The 13947-nt window shown below is 61.8% G+C and carries 14 protein-coding genes and 1 riboswitch; of the genes, 3 read left to right on the top strand and 11 right to left on the bottom strand.

Annotated features, from left to right (window positions below):
* Positions 1–56 precede the first annotated feature (56 nt).
* The 6 genes from HU765_RS14465 to HU765_RS14440 all read right to left on the bottom strand — a co-directional run bounded on the left by HU765_RS14465 (position 57) and on the right by HU765_RS14440 (position 6533).
* Positions 57–362, bottom strand: a complete 306-nt coding sequence (locus HU765_RS14465) for a hypothetical protein (RefSeq protein ID WP_186621310.1) — start codon at positions 360–362, stop codon at positions 57–59.
* Between the two features lie 201 nt (positions 363–563).
* Complete coding sequence (locus tag HU765_RS14460; RefSeq protein ID WP_186621309.1) at positions 564–1736, bottom strand: cystathionine gamma-synthase; 1173 nt, start codon at positions 1734–1736, stop codon at positions 564–566.
* A complete protein-coding gene (locus tag HU765_RS14455; RefSeq protein WP_186552259.1) occupies positions 1733–3109 on the bottom strand; it encodes a pyridoxal-phosphate dependent enzyme in 1377 nt (458 codons plus the stop codon). Before HU765_RS14455 ends, HU765_RS14460 begins: the two co-directional genes overlap by 4 nt.
* A gap of 636 nt (positions 3110–3745) precedes the next feature.
* The gene (locus HU765_RS14450) at positions 3746–4510 is read right to left on the bottom strand and encodes an ABC transporter ATP-binding protein (RefSeq protein ID WP_186552512.1); all 765 of its coding nucleotides are present in this window, start codon (positions 4508–4510) and stop codon (positions 3746–3748) included.
* A complete protein-coding gene (locus HU765_RS14445) occupies positions 4507–5523 on the bottom strand; it encodes an iron ABC transporter permease (protein WP_238344708.1) in 1017 nt (338 codons plus the stop codon). The genes HU765_RS14450 and HU765_RS14445 overlap by 4 nt, the downstream gene beginning before the upstream one ends.
* The gene (locus tag HU765_RS14440) at positions 5520–6533 is read right to left on the bottom strand and encodes an ABC transporter substrate-binding protein (protein WP_186621308.1); all 1014 of its coding nucleotides are present in this window, start codon (positions 6531–6533) and stop codon (positions 5520–5522) included. Before HU765_RS14440 ends, HU765_RS14445 begins: the two co-directional genes overlap by 4 nt.
* Positions 6534–6675: 142 nt before the next feature.
* A riboswitch (cobalamin riboswitch) is annotated at positions 6676–6868 on the bottom strand.
* 120 nt (positions 6869–6988) lie between these two features.
* Between HU765_RS14440 and HU765_RS14435 the strand changes: the two genes are divergently transcribed.
* Both HU765_RS14435 and map read left to right on the top strand, forming a co-directional pair.
* A complete protein-coding gene (locus tag HU765_RS14435; RefSeq protein WP_003225727.1) occupies positions 6989–7216 on the top strand; it encodes a ParD-like family protein in 228 nt (75 codons plus the stop codon).
* Positions 7213–8004: a type I methionyl aminopeptidase gene (gene map, locus HU765_RS14430; protein WP_186621305.1), complete on the top strand. Its 792-nt coding sequence runs from the start codon at positions 7213–7215 to the stop codon at positions 8002–8004. Before HU765_RS14435 ends, map begins: the two co-directional genes overlap by 4 nt.
* 171 nt (positions 8005–8175) lie before the next feature.
* Here map and HU765_RS14425 read toward each other — a convergent pair whose 3' ends face one another.
* The 5 genes from HU765_RS14425 to ribBA form a co-directional block, all read right to left on the bottom strand.
* Positions 8176–9330 (bottom strand): ABC transporter ATP-binding protein, encoded by a 1155-nt coding sequence (locus HU765_RS14425; RefSeq protein WP_186621303.1) that lies wholly within the window; start codon positions 9328–9330, stop codon positions 8176–8178.
* A 17-nt stretch (positions 9331–9347) separates the two neighbouring features.
* The gene (locus tag HU765_RS14420) at positions 9348–10157 is read right to left on the bottom strand and encodes an ABC transporter permease (RefSeq protein WP_186621301.1); all 810 of its coding nucleotides are present in this window, start codon (positions 10155–10157) and stop codon (positions 9348–9350) included.
* A gap of 6 nt (positions 10158–10163) precedes the next feature.
* The gene (locus tag HU765_RS14415) at positions 10164–11072 is read right to left on the bottom strand and encodes an ABC transporter permease (protein WP_186621415.1); all 909 of its coding nucleotides are present in this window, start codon (positions 11070–11072) and stop codon (positions 10164–10166) included.
* A complete protein-coding gene (locus tag HU765_RS14410; RefSeq protein ID WP_186552517.1) occupies positions 11069–12094 on the bottom strand; it encodes an ABC transporter substrate-binding protein in 1026 nt (341 codons plus the stop codon). Before HU765_RS14410 ends, HU765_RS14415 begins: the two co-directional genes overlap by 4 nt.
* 323 nt (positions 12095–12417) lie before the next feature.
* Positions 12418–13527: a bifunctional 3,4-dihydroxy-2-butanone-4-phosphate synthase/GTP cyclohydrolase II gene (gene ribBA / locus HU765_RS14405; protein ID WP_186621299.1), complete on the bottom strand. Its 1110-nt coding sequence runs from the start codon at positions 13525–13527 to the stop codon at positions 12418–12420.
* A 68-nt stretch (positions 13528–13595) separates the two neighbouring features.
* On the opposite strand from ribBA, the gene HU765_RS14400 reads away from it, so the two are divergent.
* Positions 13596–13892, top strand: coding sequence for a DUF1330 domain-containing protein (locus HU765_RS14400; RefSeq protein ID WP_186621297.1), 297 nt, complete (start codon positions 13596–13598; stop codon positions 13890–13892).
* Positions 13893–13947 lie beyond the last annotated feature (55 nt).

Genomic DNA, 13947 nt, shown 5'->3' with positions numbered 1-13947 from the left:
CGATCAGGATTCCATTGTTTGATCCGCCGCTTTCGCGAGCAGGCTCGCTCCCACGCTTACTGGAATGGCAGCGGCGACGCGCCTTTCGGCAGACAGGACAGCGGCGGGCTCATGATGCCCATGCTGGCGACGGCGACAAGGGCGCCGCTGGGCAACTGGCAGTTGTACTCGCCGGCCGGAGTGTAGGCGGTGTAATAGGTGAGGGTGCTGTCGTTGCGGATGTTGTCGATTTTCGAGACCGGTTTGCCGATCACGGTCTGCGCGCGTTCCTTCATGCTGGCTTCGCTGGGCTTGATGGTCTGGCAGCCAGCGAGGCCGATGAGCAGGGCGGTAATCACGGTGAGGTTTGCGTAGATTTTCATGTTGGCGCTTCCTTGGTGTTGTGCTGATTTCCAGACACAACGATCCCGCACGCTGCGCGAAGGCAACGTTGGGGAGCGTCGTGGGGTGCAGGGAATATAGCGCCGCGTGGCGTGGGGGTCGATTAGCACAAATGTGCTAGTGCGCTGCCGGACGACTCGAATGAGCCGCCCGGCAGCGACGGGATTTGCGTTGTTGCCGTGCTAGATCTTTGCCAGCGCCTGGGCCAGATCGGCGCGCAAATCCTCGACATCTTCAACCCCGACCGACAGCCGTACCAGCCCATCGCCAATGCCGAGATTAGCGCGGGTTTCGGCGGGAATCGTCGCGTGAGTCATGATCGCCGGATGCTCGATCAGGCTTTCCACACCGCCCAGACTTTCTGCCAGCGCGAAGATCTGTACGCTCTCCAGAAAGCGCCGCGCGCCGGCCAGATCGCTGTTCAGGTCGACGGAAATCATCCCGCCAAAACCGCGCATCTGCCGCTTGGCCAGGTCGTGCTGTGGATGCGACTCAAGGCCCGGATAGTAGACGCGGTTGACCTGGGGTTGCTGCTCCAGCCACTGCGCCAGGTCCAGCGCATTGCTGCAATGGCGCTCCATGCGCAGCGCCAAAGTTTTCACCCCGCGCAGGGTCAGAAACGCATCGAACGGACCGGAAATTGCGCCGACGGCGTTTTGCAGAAAGCCCAGTTTTTCCGCCAGCTCGGCGTTCTGCCCAACCACAGCAATACCGCCGATTACGTCGGAGTGGCCGTTCAGGTATTTGGTGGTCGAGTGCAGGACGATGTCGAACCCCAGTTCCAGCGGACGCTGGATATAGGGGCTGGCGAAGGTGTTGTCGGCCACGCAGATAATCCCGCGGGCGCGGCAGATCCGGGCGATGGCGGCCAGGTCCGACAGGCTCAGCAGCGGGTTGGTTGGCGTCTCGACCATGACCATGCGCGTGTCGTCCTGCAGCGAGGCTTCGAACGCCGACAGATCCGTCAGGTCGACGAAGCTGAAACGATGCCCGGCGCTGCGCTGGCGAACCTTGTCGAACAGGCGGAACGTGCCGCCGTACAAGTCATTGCCAGAAACAATGTGTGAGCCGGCATCAAGCAATTCCAGCACCGTGGAAATCGCCGCCAGACCTGATGCAAACGCGAACGCACGGGTGCCACCTTCGAGATCCGCAACGCAGCGCTCCAGGGCGAAGCGCGTCGGGTTGTGCGAGCGGCCGTAATCGAAGCCCTTGTGCACGCCGGGGCTGTCTTGCAGGTAGGTGGAGTTGGCGTAGATGGGCGGCATCAGCGCGCCGGTGGTCGGGTCAGGTACTTGCCCGGCGTGGATCACCCGGGTCGCGAAGCCTTGGGGTTTATCGTCGTGCTGACTCATGCAAGGGATCTCCGTAATTGATTGAGCATGTCGGTGCGGGTGATCAGGCCATGGAAGCCTGCGGCGTCGGCGATGATGGCGACGAGGCCACGGCTAAGCACCGCTTCCAGCTCGGCCAGCGTGGCGCCGGGGGCGAGGGTTTGCAGTTTGTCGGTCATCACGCTGGACACCGACTGACTGAAGCGGGCGGCGTCCTCGTGCACGCCCAGCAGAATGTCCGATTCATCGATCACGCCGACCAGTTGCTTGCCTTCCACCAACACCGGTAACTGCGAGACGTCCGCCAGACGCATGCGCTGGAACGCCGTCAGCAGGGTGTCGTCGGGACCGACGCTGATCACGCGGCCGTCCTCGAAACGCCGGGCGATCAGGTCGCGCAGGTCGCCGTAACCCTTGCGCTGCAACAGCCCCTGATCGGTCATCCACTGGTCGTTGTAGACCTTGGACAGATAACGCGTGCCGGTGTCACAGACAAAACTGACCACGCGTTTCGGCTCGGTCTGCTCACGGCAATAACGCAGCGCGGCGGCGAACAGGGTGCCGGTCGATGAACCGCCGAGAATGCCCTCGGCCTTGAGCAACTGGCGGGCGTGGTCGAAGCTTTCTGCATCGCTGATCGAGTAGGCGTGGCGCACGCTGGAAAGATCGGTGATCGACGGAATGAAGTCTTCGCCAATGCCCTCGACGGCCCATGAACCGGGGGTGGGCAGCGTGCCGTCGCGGCTGTATTGCGCCATTACCGAACCGACCGGATCGGCCAGCACCATCTCCAGATTCGGTTGCACGCGCTTGAAGAAACGGCTCAGCCCGGTCAGCGTACCGGCCGAACCGACACCGACGACGATGGCGTCCAGGTCGTGTTCGGTCTGCGCCCAGATTTCCGGCGCGGTGCTGCATTCATGCGCCAGCGGGTTGGCCGGGTTGTTGAACTGATCGGCAAAAAACGCGCCGGGAATGTCTTTCGCCAGCCGGGCGGCGACGTCCTGGTAATACTCGGGATGGCCCTTGCCGACGTCGGAGCGGGTGATGTGCACCTCGGCGCCCATGGCTTTCAAGTGCAGGACCTTCTCGGTCGACATCTTGTCGGGCACCACCAGCACCACGCGGTAGCCTTTGGCGCGCCCGACCAGCGCCAGACCCAGGCCGGTGTTGCCGGCCGTGGCTTCGACAATGGTGCCACCGGGTTGCAGGCGACCGTCGCGCTCGGCGGCGTCGATCATCGCCAGGCCGATGCGGTCCTTGATCGAGCCGCCCGGGTTTTGCGATTCGAGTTTGAGAAACAGTGTGCACGGTCCGGTATCGAAACGGGTCACGCGCACCAGCGGTGTATTGCCGATCAGCCCAAGCACGGCAGGGCGGGAATCTTTTGACATTTCGGTTTCCTTCGGTGAGTCATAGCGCTTCATGCGCAGGCAAACATCTCGCAAGCAACATAGGCCGGGAAGCCATCGCTCGCAACTCAAAAAATCCATAGACGCTGCCAAGACGCGGGCCGCGATCGGACAAAACTTACGTCAAAACATCTAACGATTTCCGGTGCGCAGCCAAATCTCAGGAAACCCACAAAACCCAGTGTGGGAGCGGGCTTGCTCGCGAAAGCGGAGTGTCAGCCACAGATGAATTACCTGACCCGCCGCCTTCGTGAGCAAGCCCACTCCCACAGGATTTCTGGTGGCACTCAGATTCGCGACAACCCACAAAACCCAGTGTGGGAGCGGGCTTGCTCGCGAAAGCTGAGTGTCAGCCGCAGATGAATTAACTGGCCCGCCGCCTTCGCGAGCAGGCTCACTCCTACAGGATTTCCGGTGGCACTCAGATTCGCGACAACCCACAAAACCCAATGTAGGAGTGTGCCTGCTCGCGAAAGCGGAGTGTCAGCCGCAGACGAATTAACTGGCCCGCCGCCTTCGTGAGCAAGCCCACTCCCACAGGGGCTCGGGGCGTACTCGGGATTCAGGACAGCCGCAAAACCTCATGGTGGGAGCAGGTCTTTGAGACCCGGCAATCGGTCACGAATGAAAGCGTAGAATCTGCGCGCCGTCGAACGGGTCCGTCAGATAGTGCGCCCTGACCCCGAAAGTCGTCTGTAAACGCTCTGGCGTCAGCACTTGCAGCGGCTCGCCAAGCGCGACCAGACGCCCGCGCTCCAGCACTGCCAGGCGATCGCATTTGAGCGCCTGATTGAGGTCGTGCAGAGCGATCAACGTAGTCACCGGCAGTGCGCGCACCACTTGCAGAATGCTCAACTGATGCTGAATGTCGAGGTGGTTGGCCGGCTCGTCGAGCAGCAGAATCTGTGGTCGCTGCGCCAGCGCCCGAGCGATGTGCACGCGTTGCCGTTCACCGCCGGAGAGGCTGCGCCAGAGGCGGTTGCGCAGGTGCACGGCGTCGACGTCGACCAAGGCTTGTTGGACGATGCTCTCGTCGGCGTCCGACCACGGTTGCAGCGCCGACAACCAGGGTGTGCGCCCCAGCGCGACGGCGTCGAACACTCGAATGCCATCGTCGGTGTCGGCCTGTTGTTCAACCACGGCGAGTGTTTGCGCAATGCTGCGCCGTGACATTCTGCCGAGTACCTGACCGGCAAGCTGCACCTGGCCCGCGCTCGGTTCGCGCAGGCCGGCGAGCAATTTGAGCAACGTCGATTTACCCGAGCCGTTCGGCCCGACAATGCCCAGCGTCTCGCCGCGCTGGACGTCCAGACTGATGCCGTCAAGCAATTGCGCACCGCGCACGTTGAATGCCAGCCCGGCACAGCTCAGAACGTTGTTCATCGTGCGGCTCTCCGGCCCACCAGAATCAGGGCGAATACCGGTGCGCCGACCAGTGCAGTGATGACGCCCACCGGAATCACCTGACCCTTGATCAGGGTGCGCGACAGCACATCAGCGGCGATCAGAAACACCGCGCCACCCAAAGCGCTGGCCGGCAGCAGCCGAGCATGCCCGGTGCCGAGCAGCAGCCGTGCGGCGTGGGGAATCACCAGGCCGACAAAGCCGATCGAGCCGACAATCGACACCATCACCGCCGTCACCAGCGCGGCGCAGCCGATCAGCAAAATCTGCACGCGGCGCACCGGGATGCCGAGGGACGCCGCCGAGTCCGCGCCGAAGGTAAACGCGTCGAGCGCGCGCCGATGCCACAGGCAGACCACCAGCCCGAGCAGGGCCACCGGCACCGCCAGCCACACCGAAGGCCAACGCACGCCGCCGAGATTGCCGAGCAGCCAGAACATGATCCCGCGCGCCTGTTCGGAACTGGCCGAGCGGGTGATCAGAAAGGCCGTGAGGGCGTTGAACAATTGCGAGCCGGCAATGCCCGCGAGAATGATTGGCCCGGTGCCGCTGGCCGAACCGCTGATCCGGGCCAGTACAATCACCAGCACGAACGCAGTGACCGCCCCGGCAAATGCCCCGACCGACAGCGAAATCACACCGGCGCCGACGCCGAGCAGGGCGACCATCACTGCGCCAGTCGAAGCCCCGGCCGAGATGCCCAGCAAATACGGGTCGGCCAGCGGATTGCGCAACAGCGATTGCAGGATCACTCCGCATGTCGCCAGGCCGGCACCACAGGCCGCCGCCACCAATACGCGGGTCAGGCGGTAATTCCAGACGATGCCTTCGTCGATCGGATCAAGCACATACCCGGCGGCCCACAGCTTGTTTGCCAGCACCTGTAGCACCACGCTCGGCTCGATTGCGGTTTCGCCAATCGCCACGCCGCCGACCAAGGCCAGCGAAAGCACCAGCAGGACCAGCAATAAACGGATCAGGCGTCTGCTCATTGCGAAAGATCGAAGCCGTTGATGGCCGTGGCCAGTTGTTCGAGACCCGCGAAGGTGCGCAGGCTGGCCTGCATCGCCATGGCGTCGAGGATGATGATGCGGTTGTGTTTGACCGCGTCCATGTTGCGCGTCACGGGATCGCTGCGCAGGAAGGCGAGTTTTTTCTGATAGTCGTCAGCCGGGAAGCGCCGACGATCCATGCGCGCGATGACCAGGAACGTCGGGTTGGCCTTGGCGATGGTTTCCCAGCCGACGGTCGGCCATTCTTCATCCGACTCGACGACATTGCGCACGCCTAAAGTGCTGAGCATGAAATCGGGAACGCCTTTGTGCCCGGCTACGAACGGCTCAATGTCCATCTCGGCGCTGGAGAACCACACCAGTGCGCTGAGGTCTTTGCGCTGCGTGCGTTTGGCGGTGGCAATCGACTGGGCGAGGCTGGCCTTGAGCTGATCATTGAGCTGTGCGCCGCGTGCCTGCACGTCGAAGATCGCCGCCAGTTGGCTCACGCCTTTATAAATGCTGTCGATGCGAAACGGCGCCAGCCGCGTGCCGTCGGAACCGACGAGGTTGTCCTTGGCCTCGCAGTCGGAGGGCAACAAATAAGTTGGGATCTTCAATTCGTGAAACTGCTCGCGGGTGCCCACCGCGCCTTGCGGACCGACCATCCATTCCAGCTCCACCGCGACCAGTTGCGGGCGCTTGCCGATCACCGCTTCGAAACTCGGTTCGTTATCGGCCAGGCGCTCGATCTTGTCGTTTTGCGGTTTGTATTCGGCCAGCACATCGTTGAACCACAGCGACGTGCCGACGACTTTATCGCCCAGACCCAAGGCATAGAGCATTTCCGTGCCGGCCTGACCGATGGTCACCGTGCGGGTGGGCGCCTGCTGGAAAGTGAGGGGGCTGCCGCAGTTTTCTATCGTCAGTGGATAGTCGGTTGGCGCCGCTTGAGCCAGGGCGCTCAGGCCCAGGCCGGTAATCAGGGTGACAACGCGGGGCAGCAGCATGAAGCAGTCTCCAATTAAACCGTACGGAAGCGGGCGGGTACGGTTTGGAAACACATCAGCGAACGCGGTCATGGCGACAGCGTAAGGCCGGGCTCAAGCAAAAATGCGCGCGGCACGATGTCCTTCCCGGACACCCCGCCGGTTGGTCAGTCACTGTGCCGGCAGGTCTCCTGACTGATGCGTCATCGCCATGCTCCGGCCTTCCCGGGGGCAACCCAGTGGCAGTCGTGGAGCAGGCTCGGCACCTACAGTTGCGGGGGCAGTTCCGATTGATGCGCGAAGCACCTCGGATTCCCTATTAATCCCGTTTGGGAACCAGCGGCGGCATGGTAGTCGATTTGCGCGGTGGAGGGGGAGGCGAATCTGCCACGGCATCGAGTTAGCTGTTGGCATTGCAATCTGTCGTGTGCGCTGATTAATATACGATCCATATACAAATCGTATCGGATATACATATGGGCATCGTAAAGATTTCAGAGGACATGCACGAGAATCTGCGCATCTCCAGCAATGCACTCAGCCGCTCGATCAACGCTCAGGCCGAGCACTGGATGCGCATCGGCATGCTCGCCGAATTGCACCCCAACCTCGACCACAGCGCCATTTGCCGCCTGCTGATCCGCGCCGAACAGAACGGCGGACTGGATCTGCATCAACTGACCCAGGAAGCCGTCAGCGCATGAGAAACCAGATCAAGCTCAACACCCCGGCCGAGATCGCAAAATCCCGCGCGGCCGGCAAACTCGCCGCGCAAGTGCTGGCGATGCTGGTGCCGCACGTCAAGGCGGGCGTGACCACCGATGAACTGGATCGGCTGTGCAATGACTACATCGTCAACGTGCAAAAAGCCGTGCCGGCCAACGTCGGTTATCACGGTTTTCCGAAAACCGTCTGTGCGTCGGTCAACGACGTGGTCTGCCATGGGATTCCGTCGGGCACGCCGCTGAAGGACGGCGACATCGTCAACCTCGACATCGCGGTAATCAAGGACGGCTGGTTCGGTGATACCAGCCGCATGTACGTGGTCGGCGAAGCGACACCTGAAGCGCAGCACCTGATCAAGACCACCTACGAGGCCATGTGCGCAGGCATTCGCGCCGTGCGTCCGGGGGCGACGCTGGGCGATATCGGCCATGCGATCCAGAGCCTGGCGGAGAAGGAGGGCTTCAGCGTGGTGCGGGAGTATTGCGGCCATGGCATTGGCAAGGTCTACCACGATGAGCCGCAGATTCTGCATTACGGCTTTCCCAATCAAGGCATGAAGCTCAAGGCCGGGATGATTTTTACCGTCGAACCAATGCTCAATGCCGGCAAGCGTCATGTGAAGAACATGCCCGATGGCTGGACCGTGCTGACCAAGGATGGCTCGCTGTCGGCGCAGTGGGAGCATATGGTCGCGGTGACCGAGACCGGGTTTGAAGTGCTGACGGCGTGGCCGGATGAGATTGAAGGTTTTACGCCCATCGTCTGAAAAAGGGCCACCGCAGCCCGACGCTGGGGTGACCCGAGGGTGAAATGCGGTCCAATTGTAGGAGTGAGCCTGCTCGCGATAGCGGTCTATAAGTCAACATCGTTGGTGTCTGACACACCGCTATCGCGAGCAGGCTCACTCCTACAGGGGGCGTGGGGTGTCAGGGAAAACTCAATGAGCACCGGCAGCCTTGTTGAGGTCTCCCTCGGTCCACTCGGTATAAACGCACGCATCCGCCGTGGCCCAGCGCACCCGTACCGGGTCCCCGGCCTTGAGCGGCATGCCCGCGGCTGACAACGCTTTCACTGTCATCGAAGTCCCTCCCGACGTCACCACGCTGCACGTCTGGCTCTCACCGAGAAACAGCACCTCCACGACCTTGGCCGAAACCTCGTTCCAACCCGCCGCCAACGGCTCAGCAATCGCTTGCTGCACGCTCAATGCCAGCGCTTTTTCCGGGCGCACCATCAGCAGCACGTCCTGATCAGTGTGCAACCCGGACGTCAGCCGAATCGACAGCGCCTGCCCCTCGAAACTGGCTGCCGCGTTGCCCTGCGCCTTGAGCTTGAGAAAGTTGGAGTTGCCCAGAAACGAGGCGACAAACGCGTTCGGCGGATTCTGATAGAGATCATAGCCGCTGCCCAGTCCGACAATTTTGCCGTGGCTGAAGATTGCGATGCGCTGTGACAAACGCATGGCTTCTTCCTGATCGTGGGTCACGTAAACGATGGTGATGCCCAGGCGTCGGTGCAACTGGCGCAGCTCGTCCTGCAAATCCTCGCGCAGCTTTTTATCCAGCGCACCGAGTGGCTCGTCCATCAGCAAGATGCGCGGCTCGTAAACCAGCGCCCGCGCAATGGCGACACGTTGTTGCTGACCACCAGACAGTTGCGAAGGGCGGCGATGGGCGAATTGCTCGAGCTGCACCAGTTTCAGCATCGCGTCGACACGTTTTTCGCGCTCGGCCGTGGCCAGTTTGCGGATCGCCAGCGGGAACGCGATGTTGTCGCGCACCGACAGATGCGGGAACAGCGAGTAACGTTGAAAGACCATGCCGATGTCACGCTTGTGCGGCGGCACGTTGACCAGCGACTGGCCGTTGACGAGGATCTCGCCGCTGCTCGGCGTCTCAAACCCGGCGAGCATCGACAGCGTCGTACTTTTGCCCGAGCCACTGGAGCCGAGAAAGGTCAGGAACTCGCCGTCCTTGATGTCCAGCGAGATGTTGTCGACGGCGGCAAAGTCGCCGTAGTGCTTGTTCAGGTTGCGCAGGCTGACCAGCGGTTTGTCGTTTTGCGCGGATGCGTCTTTGATCACGGCACTCATGTCGTACTCCAGGGCGCTCAGGCGCTGATTTCGTTGCGCCGGCGCAGGGCGGCGGCGATCACCATGACCAACACCGAGAGGCCGATCAGCAGCGTCGAAGCGACGGCGATCACCGGGGTCAGGTCCTGGCGCAGGGTGGTCCACATTCTCACGGGCAGGGTTTGCAATGTGGGACTTGCCATCATCACGCTGAGCACCACTTCGTCCCACGAAACCAGGAAGGCGAAGAGGGCGCCGGCGACCATGCCCGGACGGATTGCCGGGAACGTCACCTTGAACACCGCTTGCAGGCGCGAGGCGCCACAGATCACCGCGGCGTCTTCAATCGACTGATCGAACAGCTTCAGCGAGTTGATGATCGAGATGATGGTAAACGGCAAGGCGACGATCACGTGGCTGACCACGAAAGCGAACATCGTCCCGGTGTAACCGAGCTTGAGGAACAGCGCGTACACCGCCACGGCGATGATCACCAGCGGCACGATCATCGGCAGGGTGAACAGGCCGTAGAGCATTTGCCGTCCGGGAAAGCGTCCGCGCACCAAGGCAAACGCGGTTGGCAAACCGAGCGCCACCGCGCAAATCGTGGTCAGCACGGCAACCTTGAGGCTGGCTGCGGCGGCGTTCATCCAGTCGGGGTTGGAAAAGAACTGGCCGTACCATTTCAGCGTCCAGCCCGGCGGCGGAAACACCAGCCACTGCGAGGAGCCGAACGACAGCAGCACGATGAACACGATCGGCAACAGCAGGAACAGACCGATCAGCCCGGTGGTTGCATACAAGCCGAAGCGCATCCGCCGGCTCATGGCATTGGGAGTCAGGAGCATGTCGGCTTACCTCGCATTACTGGCGCCAACCGGGGATTCCGGCTGTAGCTTCAGGTAGAAGTAGAACAGCACCAAAGTGATCGCGATCAACAACGCCGCACCGGCACTCGCCAGGCCCCAGTTGAGGAACGACTGCACCTGCTGAATGATGAACTCCGGCAGCATCATGTTCTGCGCGCCGCCGAGCAACGCCGGGGTGACGTAATAACCGAGCGACATCACGAACACCATCAAACCCCCGGACGCCAGACCCGGCCGGCACAGCGGCAGGAACACCCGGAAGAAGTTGGTCCATGGGCTGGCGCCGCAGATGGAGCCGGCCTGCAGGATCATCGGGTCGATGGCCTGCATGGTCGCCTGCAACGGCAGCACGATGAACGGGATCATGATGTAGCTCATGCCGATCACCACACCGGTGAGGTTGTGCACCATCTCCAGCGGCTGATCGATGATGCCCAGCGCCATCAGCGCCTTGTTGATCACGCCGGACGCTTGCAACAGCACCAGCCACGAGTAAGTGCGGGCGAGCAGGCTGGTCCACATCGACAGCAGCACGATATTGAGGATCCAGCGCCCCCAGCCGCGCGGCACCAGCGTGATCGCCCAGGCCAGCGGAAAGCCAAGCAACAGGCTGAACAGCGTCACCAGCCCGGCCACCGAAAAGGTGTTGAGCAGCACCCGTGCATACGCCGAGTTGGCGAACAGTTGTTCGTAGTTGCCCAGGCCCGGCACAGGTTCGAGCACGCCACGCAACAACAAGCCAATCAACGGCGCGAGAAAGAACAGGCCGAGGAACAGCAGCGCCGGAACGAGGTTGCCGGCGCCGCGCCAGCGTTGCTTGAAGGCCGAACCGGCAGCGCTGCCAGCGCTCCCGGTGGCCGTGGAGGGACGGGGCGCAGTGGCCGCGATTTTCATTTGACCAGCCATTCGTTCCACCGTGTCGCGATGGCCGGACCGTTCTTGGCCCAGTACGCGAAATCAAGGGTGATCTGATCCTTGGCGTAGGCCGTCGGCAGGTTGGGGGCCAGCGTCGAATCCAGACGCTCCACACTGTCGAGGTTGACCGGGGCGTAAGCGGTCAGGTTGGAGAAGTCGGCCTGGCCTTTGGCACTGCTGGCGTTGGCCAGGAACTTCATCGCCGCGTCCTTGTTTTTCGCGCCCTTGGGTATGACCAGAATGTCGGCCATGACCAGGTTCTGTTTCCAGCTCACGCCCACCGGCGCGCCGTCTTCTTGCAGGGCGTGCACGCGCCCGTTCCAGAACTGGCCCATGCTCGCTTCGCCGGACGCCAGCAGTTGCTGCGACTGCGCGCCGCCGCCCCACCAGACGATGTCTTTCTTGATGGTGTCGAGTTTCTTGAAGGCGCGATCCAGATCCAGCGGATAGAGCTTGTCGGCCGCAACGCCATCGGCCAGCAGCGCCAGTTCGAGCACGCCAGGGCTTGGCCATTTGTACAGGGCGCGTTTGCCGGGGAAAGTTTTGGTGTCGAACAGTGCGCTCCAGTCCTGCGGCTTGTTGGCGCCGAGCTTGCCTTCGTTGTAGCCCAGGACGAAGGAGAAGAAAAACGAACCGACGCCATGATCGCTGACGAAGCGCGGGTCGATCCTGTCGCGCTGGATCACTTTGAAATCGAGGGGTTCGAGCAGACCTTCGGCAGCGGCGCGCAAGGCGAAATCGGCTTCGACATCGACCACGTCCCACTGCACGTTGCCGCTTTCGACCATGGCCTTGAGCTTGCCGTAGTCGGTCGGGCCGTCCTGCACGACGGTGATACCGCTGGCCTTGCTGAATGGATCGGCCCAAGCCTGTTTCTGCGCATCCTGGGTGCTACCGCCCCAGCTGACAAAATTGACGCTCTCGGCAGCCATTGCAGCCTGGCCGGTAACGCTGAGCAGTCCCGCGAACAAGATCGCGGTTGCAGCTTTGTTCAACACCATTTTTTACGCCCTCATTGTTGTGTTTTTGAGCGGGCCTTGCGTTGTTGCCCGCCTGTCGGGAGCAGTAGCTGGACGTTTTGCTGGAGCGTCCGGTCTATGGAATATCATATTATGGTATTCCAAACTTTGTGCAAGCACTTTGCCTTACCGGTTATCTGGCGAAGCTGGTTTTTGGGAGCTCAGATGAATCAATTTGAAATGCAGAACCCTGTAGGAGTGAGCCTGCTCGCGATTGCGGTGTGACATTCAGCAATGATGTTGACTGATACACCGCAATCGCGAGCAGGCTCACTCCTACAGTTTGGATTTGTGTTTGACGTGAGTTACTCGGTGAACGGGATGCTCTCGACGACCTCCAGGTCATACCCGGTCAACCCCGCATACTTCAGCGGCGGCCCAAGATGGCGCAATTTGCCCACCCCCAGGTTCTGCAGAATCTGCGCCCCAGTCCCCACTTCCGAATAAATCCGCGACTGCGAGCGACTGAACTGCCGTGGCGGCTGGGTCAACTGCGGCACACGTTCAAGCAATGCCTGCGACGATTCATGATTGGCCAGCACCACCACAACCCCATGACCTTCCGCTGCGACCCGTTGCAGCGCCGCCCACAGCGTCCAGTTCGTCGGCCCGCTGTACTCGGCGCCGACCAGATCGCGCAGCGGATCGATCACATGCACGCGCACCAGCGTGGGTTCTTCACGGCGCAGGTCGCCCATGACCATCGCCATGTGCACGCCGCCCTCGATGCGGTCTTCAAAGGTGATCAAACGGAAGGTGCCGTGCACCGTCGGCAGCTCACGTTCACCGATGCGCTCGATGGTGTGTTCGGTGCTGAGGCGATAGTGGATCAGGTCGGCGATGGTGCCGATCTTGATCCCGTGCTTGCGCGCGAACTGTTCCAGATCCGGGCGGCGGGCCATGGTGCCGTCGTCGTTCATCACTTCGACAATCACCGAAGCCGGCGTGAATCCGGCGAGGCGCGCCAGATCGCAACCGGCCTCGGTGTGGCCGGCGCGGGTCAGCACGCCACCTTCCTTGGCACGCAGCGGGAAGATATGGCCGGGCTGCACCAGGTCTTCGGCGCGGGCATTCGGCGCGACAGCAGCGGCAACGGTGCAAGCACGGTCCGCTGCGGAAATGCCGGTGGTCACGCCAACCGCCGCCTCGATCGACACGGTGAACGCGGTGCTGAACACGCTGCCGTTGCTCGGCACCATTTGTTCCAGGCCCAGACGCTGGCAGTGTTCGTCAGTCAGCGTCAGGCAGATCAACCCGCGCGCTTCGCGAGCCATGAAACTGATAGCCTCCGGTGTGCAGCGGTCGGCGGCCAGCAGCAGGTCGCCTTCGTTCTCGCGGTCTTCGTCATCGACCAGCAGAACCATTTTGCCGAGGCGATAATCTTCGATGATTTCTTCGATGCTGTTGAAGGCCATGCTGGACTCTCAGGGTTCGTTGGAAATATATTGGTATACCATAATACAAAATCAACAAAGAGGTCACTATGAAGGCGTACTGGATTGCTCATGTGGATATAGCCGATGCCGATCGCTACAGCCAATACACCCAACGCACGCCGCAGGCGATTGCTGCGTTTGGCGGAAAGTTTTTGGCCAGAGGCGGGCGCAGCGAGGCGATGGAAGGGCGGCCAACGCCGCAGCGCACCGTGATCATCGAGTTTGAGAGCTACGAAACAGCCGTGGCGTGCTATCGCTCGGCGGCGTATCAGGAGGCGAAAAGTTACCGCGAGGAATGGGCGAGGGCGGAGATCATCATCGTCGAGGGCATCGCCCCGATCTAAGCAACACCACCAAACCCCTGTAGGAGTGAGCCTGCTCGCGATAGCGGTGTGTCAG

Source organism: Pseudomonas sp. SWRI81 (genome assembly GCF_014268545.1).
Classification (GTDB): domain Bacteria; phylum Pseudomonadota; class Gammaproteobacteria; order Pseudomonadales; family Pseudomonadaceae; genus Aquipseudomonas; species Aquipseudomonas hamedanensis.
Note: the sequence above shows the minus strand (reverse complement) of the source record. Positions and strands in the feature narration are given on the sequence as shown.

What these genes read in the sequence shown, in the direction of transcription:
- HU765_RS14465 (WP_186621310.1), bottom strand. Translation starts at nt 362, where the DNA reads ATGAAAATCTACGCAAACCTCACCGTGATTACCGCCCTGCTCATCGGC.
- HU765_RS14460 (WP_186621309.1), bottom strand. Translation starts at nt 1,736, where the DNA reads ATGAGTCAGCACGACGATAAACCCCAAGGCTTCGCGACCCGGGTGATC.
- HU765_RS14455 (WP_186552259.1), bottom strand. Translation starts at nt 3,109, where the DNA reads ATGTCAAAAGATTCCCGCCCTGCCGTGCTTGGGCTGATCGGCAATACA.
- HU765_RS14450 (WP_186552512.1), bottom strand. Translation starts at nt 4,510, where the DNA reads ATGAACAACGTTCTGAGCTGTGCCGGGCTGGCATTCAACGTGCGCGGT.
- HU765_RS14445 (WP_238344708.1), bottom strand. Translation starts at nt 5,523, where the DNA reads ATGAGCAGACGCCTGATCCGTTTATTGCTGGTCCTGCTGGTGCTTTCG.
- HU765_RS14440 (WP_186621308.1), bottom strand. Translation starts at nt 6,533, where the DNA reads ATGCTGCTGCCCCGCGTTGTCACCCTGATTACCGGCCTGGGCCTGAGC.
- HU765_RS14435 (WP_003225727.1), top strand. Translation starts at nt 6,989, where the DNA reads ATGGGCATCGTAAAGATTTCAGAGGACATGCACGAGAATCTGCGCATC.
- map (WP_186621305.1), top strand. Translation starts at nt 7,213, where the DNA reads ATGAGAAACCAGATCAAGCTCAACACCCCGGCCGAGATCGCAAAATCC.
- HU765_RS14425 (WP_186621303.1), bottom strand. Translation starts at nt 9,330, where the DNA reads ATGAGTGCCGTGATCAAAGACGCATCCGCGCAAAACGACAAACCGCTG.
- HU765_RS14420 (WP_186621301.1), bottom strand. Translation starts at nt 10,157, where the DNA reads ATGCTCCTGACTCCCAATGCCATGAGCCGGCGGATGCGCTTCGGCTTG.
- HU765_RS14415 (WP_186621415.1), bottom strand. Translation starts at nt 11,072, where the DNA reads ATGAAAATCGCGGCCACTGCGCCCCGTCCCTCCACGGCCACCGGGAGC.
- HU765_RS14410 (WP_186552517.1), bottom strand. Translation starts at nt 12,094, where the DNA reads ATGGTGTTGAACAAAGCTGCAACCGCGATCTTGTTCGCGGGACTGCTC.
- ribBA (WP_186621299.1), bottom strand. Translation starts at nt 13,527, where the DNA reads ATGGCCTTCAACAGCATCGAAGAAATCATCGAAGATTATCGCCTCGGC.
- HU765_RS14400 (WP_186621297.1), top strand. Translation starts at nt 13,596, where the DNA reads ATGAAGGCGTACTGGATTGCTCATGTGGATATAGCCGATGCCGATCGC.